The 12,875-nt window shown below is 25.2% G+C and carries 10 protein-coding genes and 1 pseudogene; 10 read left to right on the top strand and 1 reads right to left on the bottom strand.

Features of this window, described 5'->3' with window-relative positions:
• Positions 1–109: 109 nt before the first annotated feature.
• The 6 genes and pseudogenes from CSGHG_RS01455 to CSGHG_RS01430 all read left to right on the top strand — a co-directional run bounded on the left by CSGHG_RS01455 (position 110) and on the right by CSGHG_RS01430 (position 6,270).
• Positions 110–1,378, top strand: coding sequence for a DEAD/DEAH box helicase (locus tag CSGHG_RS01455; RefSeq protein WP_010292038.1), 1,269 nt, complete (start codon positions 110–112; stop codon positions 1,376–1,378).
• A 441-nt stretch (positions 1,379–1,819) separates the two neighbouring features.
• Positions 1,820–3,437, top strand: a pseudogene (locus CSGHG_RS19530) (ABC-F family ATP-binding cassette domain-containing protein).
• 140 nt (positions 3,438–3,577) lie between these two features.
• Complete coding sequence (locus CSGHG_RS01445) at positions 3,578–4,288, top strand: hypothetical protein (protein ID WP_010292034.1); 711 nt, start codon at positions 3,578–3,580, stop codon at positions 4,286–4,288.
• Between the two features lie 180 nt (positions 4,289–4,468).
• Positions 4,469–5,173: a hypothetical protein gene (locus tag CSGHG_RS01440; RefSeq protein ID WP_010292032.1), complete on the top strand. Its 705-nt coding sequence runs from the start codon at positions 4,469–4,471 to the stop codon at positions 5,171–5,173.
• Between the two features lie 85 nt (positions 5,174–5,258).
• Complete coding sequence (locus CSGHG_RS22960; protein ID WP_155844719.1) at positions 5,259–5,405, top strand: hypothetical protein; 147 nt, start codon at positions 5,259–5,261, stop codon at positions 5,403–5,405.
• Positions 5,406–5,844: 439 nt separating this feature from the next.
• Entirely contained in the window at positions 5,845–6,270 is a 426-nt protein-coding gene (locus tag CSGHG_RS01430) for a hypothetical protein (protein ID WP_010292031.1), read from the top strand.
• Between the two features lie 110 nt (positions 6,271–6,380).
• Here CSGHG_RS01430 and CSGHG_RS01425 read toward each other — a convergent pair whose 3' ends face one another.
• Entirely contained in the window at positions 6,381–7,247 is an 867-nt protein-coding gene (locus CSGHG_RS01425; RefSeq protein ID WP_010292030.1) for a cation diffusion facilitator family transporter, read from the bottom strand.
• Positions 7,248–7,841: 594 nt separating this feature from the next.
• On the opposite strand from CSGHG_RS01425, the gene argS reads away from it, so the two are divergent.
• The 4 genes from argS to CSGHG_RS19525 all read left to right on the top strand — a co-directional run bounded on the left by argS (position 7,842) and on the right by CSGHG_RS19525 (position 12,867).
• The gene (gene argS / locus CSGHG_RS01420) at positions 7,842–9,536 is read left to right on the top strand and encodes an arginine--tRNA ligase (RefSeq protein ID WP_010292029.1); all 1,695 of its coding nucleotides are present in this window, start codon (positions 7,842–7,844) and stop codon (positions 9,534–9,536) included.
• A 641-nt stretch (positions 9,537–10,177) separates the two neighbouring features.
• The gene (locus CSGHG_RS01415) at positions 10,178–11,050 is read left to right on the top strand and encodes a DegV family protein (RefSeq protein WP_010292027.1); all 873 of its coding nucleotides are present in this window, start codon (positions 10,178–10,180) and stop codon (positions 11,048–11,050) included.
• 145 nt (positions 11,051–11,195) lie between these two features.
• Positions 11,196–11,459 carry a hypothetical protein gene (locus CSGHG_RS01410; protein ID WP_010292025.1) on the top strand — a complete coding sequence of 88 codons (264 nt, stop codon included), beginning with the start codon at positions 11,196–11,198 and terminating at the stop codon, positions 11,457–11,459.
• Between the two features lie 493 nt (positions 11,460–11,952).
• On the top strand, positions 11,953–12,867 hold the full coding sequence (locus tag CSGHG_RS19525) for an alpha/beta hydrolase (RefSeq protein ID WP_010292024.1): 915 nt from the start codon (positions 11,953–11,955) through the stop codon (positions 12,865–12,867).
• The last annotated feature ends 8 nt before the right edge of the window (positions 12,868–12,875 follow it).

Raw genomic sequence — 12,875 nt, 5'->3', positions numbered from 1 at the left:
TTCATTTATAATGATATAATTTGCAAGTATAATAGTTGCAATGGACACTATAATAGATGAAGATATAAAAATATAGCCTTATATTTAAGCTTTAAGGAGAGAGATATATATGGAAAAAGATTTTAAAAATTTAAAAATACAAGATAATATTATTAATGCTCTAAAATTACAAGGTATAAAGGTTCCTACATCAATACAAGGAAAGACTATAGAGCATATATTAGAAAATAAGGATTTAGTTGGTGAAAGTGAAACTGGTAGTGGAAAGACTTTAGCTTATTTGCTTCCAATATTTGAAAAAATAGATATAGATAAAAAAGAAAATCAAGTTATAATATTAACACCAACACATGAGTTAGCAGTACAAGTACATAAAGTTATAGATAAATTATCTAAAGATAGCAAAATGAACATAACATCTACAACTATAATTGGAAATGTAAATATAAAACGTCAAACTGAAAAATTAAAAGAAAAACAACATATAATAATTGGTTCTGGCGGAAGAATATTAGAACTTATAAAAAAAAGAAAAATATCAGCTCATACAGTTAAAACAATTGTTTTAGATGAATGTGATAAACTTTTAGATGAAAATAATAACGAGGTTACAAAGGCTGTAATAAAAACTACTTTAAGAGATAGGCAACTTCTATGCTTTTCAGCAACTGTTACAGAAGAAGTGTTAAAATTTGCTAATGAATCTATGAAAGACCCAGTTATAATAAAAGAAGATAAAGTTCCAATGGCTAATAAAAATATAGAACATATGTGTTTTTTATGTGATAAAAGAGATAAAACATTAATGGTAAGAAAATTAGTTGCAGCATTAAAACCTAAAAAAGCAATCGTGTTTATAAATAATAGTAATGATGTAGAAGTTATAACAGATAAATTAAAATATCATGGATTAAAAGCTGTATCCATTTCAGGAGGAGATTTTAAATCAAACAGAAAGAAATCCATGGATGAATTTATAAATGGAAAAAGTAATATTCTAGTATCCTCAGACTTAACAGCTAGAGGAATTGATATAAGAGGAATAACACATATAATAAATATAGATTTACCTGGAAATGAAATGGATTATCTTCATAGGTCGGGTAGATGTGGAAGAGGAAAAAATAAAGGTATTTCTGTGTCAGTAATTACAGAAATAGAAAAGCCATTAATAACTAAATTAGAAAATAAATTCAAAATAAACATTCCTTTAAAAGAATTATATTTTGGTAATATAGTTAACGATGAAGAAAAGAAACAAATGAAGACATATAATAAAGTTAGTAGCAAGGGGAAAAAAGATAAACAAAAAAATTATAAAGAAAATAAAAAACAACACAACTCAAGTGAATATTGGAAAAACAAAAAGAATAAGTAATTATTGTAGAAAAACACTATCAAATATATAAACGTTGATGGTGTTTTTATTTTAAAAAATTGATTTTTATTTTCATTCATCACTTTCAATTGTTGTTTTAAAATTTATTTATAAATTGATAACAAAGATTTGATGAATAAACTTAAAAATTTTTATATAAACTATGATATTAAATTTCAAGTTATTTATAGAATATCTTACTATTTTAAATGTAAAAGTTTTGAAATAGGAAATTTAAAAATTGAATTTAGAATTTTATATTTATAACGATTAATAGTTATTTAAGAGATTTTAAATTTATAATTGTAAATAAAGTAGGCTATATGCTATAATAGTGAACGTGTTTATATTCAGAACACTAATTGTAAAAAAATACTGATTTTAGATGATTGGTTATATTTACAAAAGAATAAATTAGAATTATTTGGAGGGTACATATTAATGATACAAGCAACTAACATTAGTTTAAGATATGGTGGAAGAAAACTTTTTGAAGATGTTAATATAAAGTTTACTGAAGGAAATTGTTATGGAATAATAGGAGCAAATGGAGCAGGAAAATCTACTTTCTTAAAAATATTATCAGGGGAAATAGAGGCAAATACTGGAGAAGTATCTATAACATCTGGTGAAAGAATGGCTGTTTTAAAGCAAGATCACTTTGAATATGATGAAGTAGAAGTATTGAAAACAGTTATGATGGGTCATGAAAGATTGATTCAAATAATGGATGAAAAAGATGCACTATATGCAAAACCAGATTTTACAGATGAAGATGGTATAAAAGCATCAGAACTTGAATGTGAATTTGCAGAATTAAATGGATGGGAAGCTGAAAGTGAAGCAGCTACATTATTAAATGGTCTAGGAATTACTGAAGAATTACATACAAAATTAATGAAAGATTTAAGTGGTCCAGAAAAAGTTAAAGTACTACTTGCTCAAGCTTTATTTGGAAAACCGGATATTTTAATAATGGACGAACCAACTAACCACTTAGATATAAAATCTATAACTTGGCTTGAAAACTTCTTATTAGACTTTGAAGGAACTGTAATAGTTGTATCCCATGATAGACATTTCTTGAATAAAGTATGTACACATATGGCAGATGTGGATTTTGGGAAAATTCAACTTTATGTTGGAAACTATGATTTTTGGTATGAATCAAGTCAGTTAGCGCTTCAAATGTCAAAGGATCAAAATAAGAAAAAAGAAGAGAAAATTAAAGAGCTTCAAGCCTTTATAGCTAGATTTAGCTCAAATGCATCTAAAGCAAAGCAAGCTACTAGTAGAAAGAAACAATTAGATAAAATCACATTAGATGATATACAACCATCTACAAGAAGATATCCTTTTGTTGGATTTAAACCAGAAAGAGAAGCTGGAAATGACATTTTAGAAGTTAAGAACTTAAGTAAAACTATAGATGGAGTAAAAGTTTTAGATGATATTAGCTTTAGAGTAAATAAGAATGATAAAATAATATTTTTAGGTGAAGGTATTGCAAAAACTACTTTATTTAAGATTTTAGTGGGAGAACTAGAAGCAGATAGTGGTGAGTTTAAATGGGGAGTTACAACTTCTCAAAGTTATTTTCCAATTGATAACTCAAAGTATTTTGAGAATTGTGACTTAACTTTAGTTGATTGGTTAAGACAATATTCTGAAGAAAAATCTGAGAGCTTTATAAGAGGATTTTTAGGAAGAATGTTATTTTCTGGAGAAGAAGCATTAAAAAAAATCTTCTGTATTATCAGGAGGAGAAAAAGTTCGTTGTATGCTATCTAAGATGATGTTAAGTTCTGCTAATATATTAATTTTAGACGAACCAACTAACCACTTAGACCTTGAATCAATAACATCTGTAAATAATGGACTTATAAACTTTACAGGAACACTATTCTTTACATCACATGACCATCAATTTATTCAAACAATAGCTAACAGAGTTATAGAAATAACTCCAAATGGAATTATGGATAGAACTATGACATATGATGAATATTTAGAAAATGATGAAATTCAAAGTAAAGTTCAAGAAATGTATAAAAAATAATTAAAAAATGACTTAAGATAATTTTATTATCTTAAGTCATTTCTTTATGTATAAAAATAGAACTATATGTATAAAAATGGAACCTAACTTCTAAAGGGGGAATAGAATAGTATAAATAGCACTTTTGAGGTGATTTTTATATGAGTATGAACATAGAAGTAGAAAAAAGTATTGTAAATAATTATTGTAGTGATATAACGATAGAACGTAAGCAGGTAGGAAGTAGTGGAATGAATTCTGTTGAAAGAAAATTAAATAAGGCAAAGGTTCCTGTTTTGCTTGCTACTGTATTTATGAAAACTACTATATTAGAAGAGGTAATAATTCCAGAAGGTTATATAAGTATAGAAGAATGTAAAAGAGATGTTTTTATAAAAAGTTGCAAAATTCTATCTGATAATTTAATTGTGGAGGGATATGTATTAAAAGATATTTCTTATGCTACACCAAAATATAGTGATAGAAATTTAGAAACACATAATTTTTGTGAAAATTATTTAAGAAACGTAAAAATAAAAGTTCCATTTAATATTTCTACTATTATAAGTGAACTTAATTCTAATAGTTTTATAAAAAATATAAATGATAAAGTTTTAAATAAGGATAATAGAAAAAAATATTTTGAAGAAAATTTTAATACAATGTCAATATGTGAAAATTATTTTAAAAATTCTTTGACCTTTAATGATTTGCCTTATGGTGATTTAATTGGTTGGACCATAGATGGAGCAGATAATTATAAAAGGGGAAATAAAGATACCAAACTATATAAAGTATTTAGTGAAAAAATTTTATTAAATTTAGATTTTGATATATATGTAAAAAAATATGTAGAAGTAAGTGTTGTTTAATAATATATACAAAATAATAATTAGTTTATTTCAAAACATGTTTAGTTATAACAAATTGTTTGTAAAAAAATGTAGAGGGTTGTAACAAAAACAAATAAATACAATATATTATAGTATAAAGCTTGTAATTCAGCTTTAGTTATATATTATGATTACACTATATTTTGAGGTGAAAAAATAATGAGCAATAATTGTATACCAAACTTATTACCAAGTGGATGTCCAACACGTGATTGTAGTGATATAGATTTAGAATCTAGAACGTTAACATCTACAGCAACTTCAACAGCCATAGATGGAACTCAAGTAATTCGAAGAATAGGCACAACATCAATAAATGGAGTGATAATTGATGATGTACAAATTCCAGAAGGATTTGTTGAAATAAAAGGAATAAAAAGAACTCCTATAATAAATCAATGTAAAATAATAGATCATATGTTGATTGTTGAAGGATATATTATAAAAGATATAAAATATGCTACACCTATAGATCCAACAACAGACACAAGTAGATGTAGAACTTATAGAAATAATTTAAATGATATAATTATAAAAATACCATTTAGTTTTGCTAGCCCATTAACAGGATTAACATTACCAACACCAACAGCAAGAGTAAAACAAAGATATGAATATTTTCAAAATTCAATAGGACCATGTGATAAAGGCTTTATGGGTCAGTCATTATGTGATGGAGAAGAATTTGAACAAGTAGTTTTATTTAAACCACCTTTTGCAGAATTAACATCATGGTCAATACAAGAGGGCGACATTTTAAGAAAATGTGATGAACACTGCTGTGAAGGAGAATTATATACTATATTTACAGAAAAAATAGTATTAACACTTAATTTTGATATATTCCAAATTTTATTAGCATAACTATAAAATAAAACTATGCAGAGTTGTAACAACTCTGCATTTTTTAAATAAAATAATATTATAGCAATGTTATGGTAGGTTATATATGGAATTAGAAATATTACTAATAAAAATAGCTGTGGAATTGATAATAAAAAAAATTAAAATTGATTCTAAAACTTTAAACTATATATTACTATATTTATATTTAGAAGAAATTGATCAAACATTCAAAAATAAAAAAAAACAATAAAAAAAATTAAGGATAGTAGTACTTATAAGATAGATTCAAAAGAACATAGTAAGAATACCGAAGTTGATAATACAAATATTAAAAAACATTATAAAGAAAGTAGGACATTAAATGAAGATGATTATTATAAAAAAAATCATTGTAAAGAATTAAAAGAAAATCAAAGAAAAAAAGTTGTAAACGAATTTTAATTGAAGACTTTAATGAAAATAACAAAGAATATAGTGATAATTATAAAAAAAACTATAGAAATTCATATGAAGTTAAGCCTGATTATAATAGTGTTGATTTAAGTAAAATACAAGTTTGTGATAGTGCATTAATAGAAGGATATAAAAAAGACGATGTTGTTTTCAAAAAATCACAAGATGATAAAAGCATAAAAAAAGTAGAAGTTCAATTAGCTAATACAATTATTAATGACTTAGTAGTAGCAAATGTGGAATTTAATTTTCCAGTACTTAAAATATTGAGTGTTAGCAGTGAGCTTTTTATTTTAAATTCAAACTGTGTAAAAAGTAATAGAGATAATAAGGGGATATTAATATATGAAGGAATTTTATCTATAACAATAAAATATTTAAAACCTAAGGATATTATAAAACATGGTTTTTCATGTGAAAGCGGATATTATGTGATTTATATGCCTTTGGAAGGTTCTAAGGAGATAGATTTACAGTTTGATCCTTTTACAAATAATAAAACTGTAATAAAAGATATAAAAATGATTATATCAAGATATACAGAAAATATACTAATAGAATTTGTAAATTATTCACAGGAAAATGGTATATTTAAAAGTAAATATAAATTTGTGAATTCTTTCAATTATAATGTTGAAATATTAGAAGAAAAAAAGTATTGATGTAGAAGTCACAAGCCTTAGATTATTAAAGTTGTTCAAATATTTATTAGAGTGGCATTAATATAAAGAAGCGCATTAATATATTGCGCTTCTTTGTTAAGATTAAAAATTTAAGCTTTATATGGGTTGATATGGACCATACAGTGTTTTATATTAGAGTTTTCTTCTATTAAATTATGAACCTTTGTTGCTATTGAATGGCCTTCATCTACCGTAAGATTAGAATTTACGGAAATTGAAACATCTACATAAATTTTATTAGCATGAAGCCTTGTCCTTAACTTATCGATATTTTCAACTCCATCTATAGAGTTTATTTTATTTTCTATTTCTAACACTGTATTTTTATCTGCAGATTGGTCTATAAGTTGAGACACACTTTCTTTTGCTATATTATAAGAAACTTTAATTATTAAAATAGAGATTACCAAAGCTACTAATGAATCTAATATAGGAAAGCCCATTCTAGCGCCTAAAATTCCTAGAAGCGCTCCGATTGATGATAATGAATCAGATCTATGATGCCATGCATCTGCTTTTAAAGATGGACTGTCTATTTTTTTAGCATATTTCATTGTGTAAAAATACATCCATTCTTTAGTTATTATAGAAATTATAGCTCCTAATATCGCAATGGAAGTTGGAACATTAAGATTTCCTGAAATTATGTTCTTAATACCAGTAAAACCAATACCAATAGCTACTATGAAAAGTAATATAGATAAAAATAGTGAAGATAAACTTTCTATTTTTTCATGTCCATAAGGATGAGATTCATCAGCAGGTTTGCTAGAAAGTTTTAAACCTATAATAACACCTAAAGTGCTTATTATATCTGAAAAAGAGTGAATTCCATCTGCTATCATTGCATTACTTTTTGATATAATTCCAATAAAAATTTTTACAAAAGATAATAGTCCGTTAACTATTATAGTGTTTTTACTAACCTTTACTCCGATTTCTAAATTGTTATTCATAATTCCTCCATTATCAATTGATATAACACAAAAAGTTTGTTTATATATAAGTATACTAACTATAATATACTAAAACTCCTATTTTGTGAATAAAAATTAGATAAAAATGTATGTGGATTCTATTATCAATTGAGAATGAAAACAACGGTTATTTAGTAATGAATATAAATAATATATAATGGGAAAAATAATTTTTAAATTATACAAGTAAAATAATTGATAAAAGTATTGACAAAATTAAGTATATGTATATAATGTAATATATAATTTAATGAAAAAATCAATGAAAAGGATAGTACTTTCTTTAAAGAAATTAAGCGAGTAAGGAACTGGTGTGAGCCTTATATTTCAAAGAAGCTTAAGTGGTGACATGAAAGCGTAGCAATTGCTAGCTATAGGAATAGACCCTTGGAGATGCAATTTTAGAAAGTTAGTTTTAGTAAAAGTTAACAAAGAATTGCCGCTAAATAGCGTTAAATTTTGAGAGGATCTTATAATTAGGATCAAATAGAGTGGTACCACGGATATTTACCCGTCTCTTTACTTTTGTAAAGAGGCGGTTTTTTTATTATAAAAAATTAGGAGGAATTTTAAATGGATTACAAAAATCATATAGCAAGTATATTATCTTCAAATGTAGATATATCAATAGATGAGTTAGAAAAATTAGTAGAAATACCACCAAAGTCAGATATGGGTGATTATGCATTTCCTTGTTTTTCATTAGCAAAATCAATGAGAAAAGCACCGCAAATGATTGCACAAGAATTAAAAGAAAAAATAAAGGATAATAACTTTGAAAAGGTTGAAGCTTTTGGACCATATTTAAATTTTTTTGTTAATAAAGAAATTCTTATAAAAAATACTATAGAAAAAATTTTAAAAGAAAAAGATTTATATGGTAGTAATAATGATGGAGATGGAAAAAATGTAATAGTTGAGTATTGTTCAGCTAATATTGCAAAGCCTTTTCACGTAGGACATTTATTTACTACAATGCTTGGAAATTCTTTATATAAATTATTTAAGTTTCATGGATATAATGCTATAGGAATAAATCATTTAGGTGATTGGGGAACACAGTTTGGTAAACTTATATATGCTTATAATAATTGGGGCGATGAAGAAGCATTAGAAAAAGAACCTATAAAAGAAATGTTAAGGGTTTATGTTAAGTTTCATGATGAAGCAGAAAAAGATCCATCTCTTAATGATGAAGGTAGAAGACATTTTAAATTGCTTGAAGATGGCAATGAAGAAGAAGTTAAGCTTTGGACTAGATTTAGAGATTTAAGTTTAAAAGAATTTGATAAGTTATTTAAAATGTTAAATGTATCTTTTGATTCTTTTGCAGGTGAGAGTTTTTATAGTGATAAAATGGATGCAGTTATAGAAGAAATAGACGAAAAGGGACTTTTAACAGATAGCCAAGGAGCAAAGGTAGTTATGCTTGATGAATATAATATGCCTCCTTGTATAATAAAAAAAGCAGATGGAGCTACAATATATGCTACTCGTGATTTAGCGGCAGCATTTTATAGAAAAAAAACTTATGATTTTTATAAAAATATATATGTAGTTGCAAAGGATCAAGCGCTTCATTTTAATCAAGTATTTAAAACAATAGAGCTTATGGGTCATCAGTGGGCCAATGATTGTACACATGTAGGATTTGGGCTTGTAAGATTTGCTGATAAAAAGCTTTCAACAAGAAAAGGTGATGTTGTATTTTTAGAAGATTTATTAAATGAAGCAGTAGCTAAAACTTTAGAAATAATAAATGAAAAGAATCCAGAATTAGAAAATAAAGAAGAAGTGGCTAAAAAAGTTGGTATAGGAGCAATAGTATTTACTTATCTTAAAAATAATAGAGAAAGAGATATAGTATTTAACTGGGATGAGATGCTAAGTTTTGAAGGTGAAACAGGTCCTTATGTACAATATACTTATGCAAGAGGAAAAAGTATATTAAGAAAAGTTGGAGAAGGTTTAGACGAAAATATAGATTATAGCAAATTAACTTCTAAAGAAGAGTTTGAACTTGTAAAAGAACTTGGAAATTTAGAAAATGTAATTAATTTTGCATTAGATAAACTTCAACCATGTATGGTAACAAGATATTGTATAGATGTTGCTAAAGCATTTAATAAATTTTATAATGCTCACAATATAGCAAACTCAGAAAGTGAAGAAATTAAAAATGCAAGAATTAATCTTGTAAAGGCAACACTTCAAGTATTGAAAAATGGATTATCTTTAATAGGTTTAGAAGTGGTAGAAAAAATGTAGAAAATAAGAGCTATTGGAAAATTAACTAATAAAAGTTAATTAGTCAATAGCTCTTTTTATGTATAATTACATTTATTTCAGCAATGATTTATATGTGTAATTTATTAAATTAAGAAAATTTAAGATTAACAACACACTGTAGGATTGCAAATTAAATTTTAGACTTATTCATTTATAAAATGAGAAAACTCAAATTAATATTTTATCAATAACTCACAGATTATTTTAGTTAAAAGTTAAGAGTGAATAGTGAGACATGCTCTGAATCACTTAGAATTCAACACTACATCTTGTGTGAAAGTATTTTAAAGTTATTGAATAAATTTAAATTTGAGCTTGTTTCACTATAATAGTTCCCGAAATGTACTTTGTAATAAATAGTTAGACGGCGAACTTATTTTGATAATCAAACCATTTGAATATCAAAATAAGTTATGTTATAATGTGATATCTTGATAAGATATCGTTTATTTAAATTTTATTGAATATTAATATTTTAAAATAGCAAACTATCTTAAAGGTCATTAATAAACAGAAATTTAGAAAATGATTTAGTAGGGATTATAAAGTGAAAAAAGATATACAATGAAGGGATTGGAAGGAGGAAGTTACTAAAATGCATATTTTAGTAGCGAAAGTAAATGGATATAAAGCTTATAACAGATTCTGCTTGTGATTTGCCATTAAATTATATTAAAGATAATAACATAGAATTTCTTTCTTTAGGTGTGAATTTAAATAATGAGTATATTTTAGATGATTTAGGTGATACCTTAAAATATGATTACTTTTATAAGGAATTAAGAGATGGTAAAACGGCATCTACATCTCAAGTAAACATTTATGCTTTTGAAGAAGTTTTTGAAAAATATGTTAAAGAAGGTAAAAGTATAATATATATAGGATTATCTTCAGGTTTAAGTGGTACAATTAATAGTGCTAATATAGCAAAACAAAATATTTTAGAAAAATATGAAAATGCAGATATAAGCATAATAGATTCTATAAGTGCATCTTTAGGAGAAGGAGCCTTAGTTTACTATGCTTGTGAGATGTTAAAAGACGGCAAGGATAAATATGAAGTTGTAAATTGGTTAGAAGAAAATAAAGGTAAGATATTACATGCATTTACTGTAGATGATTTATCCCACTTAAAAAGAGGAGGAAGAATTTCATCTGCAGCAGCAACAGTTGGATCTTTATTGAATATAAAACCTATACTTACTATAAATAATGAAGGTAAAGTTGTTCAAGCTGGAAAAATAAAAGGAAGAAAAAAAGCAATTAAATACTTAGGAGCTCAAGTTAAAGAAAAAGCATTTGATATAGAAAATCAAGTTATATTTATAGCCCATGCAGATTGTGAAAAAGAGGCAAATGAACTTAAAGAAATAGTTTTAAAAGAAAATAATATAAAAAAGGTTATTTTAAATTCTATGGGAGCTGTAATAGGAGCACATGGTGGACCGGGAACGCTTGCTGTTATTTTTATTGGAGAATGTAGAAATAGTTAAAAATTCGTAAAAAGTTTACTTTATTAAGACATAAAGTAAACTTTTTTATTTTGAAATTATATTAAAAATATGTTAAATTACATGAAAAATGTAAAATAATTTTAAATATATAATACTATTATAATATAGGGAGGGTATTAATATTATGATAAGTATTTTATGTTTTTTAGCTATGGTAATTTTCATATTTTATATAATTTGTATTACCTGTAAGTTTATTATAAAAGGTGTTGGAATAGGGCTAGGCATTTTAATCAGTATAATAGCATCTATAATTATATTAGTTATAATTCTCCCAGTGATAGCCTCATTAGGTATTATAGGGGTAACTATAGGTGGTATTTTAACCAGTATAATTGCAGTATTATCATTTATAGTATGTAGTCCTTTTTTATTGTTTTATGTATAATAATTATTTTAATATATATATGTAAAAAATAAAAAGTTAGAATAAATAATTATTTTAAAAATATATATTAATAAAAATGATGTTAAACTGATAACTAATTTTTATATATATTTATTCTATAGAAATTTTTATATAAAATAAGGTGACAACAGATTTGGAATTTGTTGTCACCTTATAAATTTTATACAAAATTCAGTATCGAACTTTAAGTCATTTAGAGTATGTCTCACTATTGATTTAAAGTTTTCTCAGCTGATAAATGAATAAGTTTAAAATTTAACTTGGAACCTCATAGGTGTAAAGCTAAGCCTAAAAATTTCAAAATTATAGTGTTAAAAGTAATAAATTAAAAAGAAAGATATTTTATTGAAATAAAGTTGCTTAACTTTATGCACATGCTTCAAACACTATATATAAGAATACTTTATTGACTGAAAAAACTCTTTTGAATATAATTGTATTGTTTAAGTAGTGTAAGGTGGGATGATTTACTATGATTAAAATAATAATTATATTTTTATTGTTAGTTTTAGTATTAACAGTAGTATATTTAGTTAATTACTCTTATGGAAAAGTTATATTAGGAAAAAAGAAAGATAAAGAAGAAGCTTTTAATGTTTTAAAAAGTAGAGGAAGCTATGATATAAGTTTATATGATAGTATAGAATATGAAAATTTAGAGATTGTGAGTAAGGATGGATATAAACTTAAGGGATATTATATAAATAAATTTCCTAATAACAAAAAGGTTATTATATTATGTCATGGATATACAGCAAACCATTATTTAACTCTTCAATACATCGATATATTTTTAAAAGATGGATTTAACATATTACAAATAGATGTAAGAGCTCATGGTGATAGTGATGGAGAATATCCAACCTATGGTATATTAGAAAGAGAAGATTTAGATATATGGGTTGAAAAAATTAAAGAAAAGTTAGGTGAAGATGTTATTATAGGATTATGTGGTCAATCTATGGGTGCTGCAACTGTTCTTATGTATGGTGGTATACATGAAGAAAAAATAAATTTTATAATAGCTGATTGTGGATACTCAAATGGAAAGGAAATTTTAAAATATCAATTTAAAAAAGCCAAAGTTCCTCTAACACCGATATATCCATTTCTAAATATGGTATTTAAAATCAAATGTAAGTTTTCAATGAATGATGTATCACCAATAGATGATATAAAAGAAAGTGAAATTCCAACTTTGTTTATACATGGAACAGCAGATACTACAGTACCTTGCTTTATGAGTAAGGAAATGTATAAAGTTAAAAATGGAAAAAAAGATAGATTACTTATAATTGAAAATGCAGGACATGTTGTTGCATATGACAAGGATAAGAAAAAATATGAAGATACAGTTCATGAATTTATAAATAGTGTTTTAAATTAAAATCAAAA

Source organism: Clostridium senegalense JC122 (genome assembly GCF_000285575.1).
GTDB classification, from domain to species: domain Bacteria; phylum Bacillota; class Clostridia; order Clostridiales; family Clostridiaceae; genus Clostridium_J; species Clostridium_J senegalense.
Note: the sequence above shows the minus strand (reverse complement) of the source record. Positions and strands in the feature narration are given on the sequence as shown.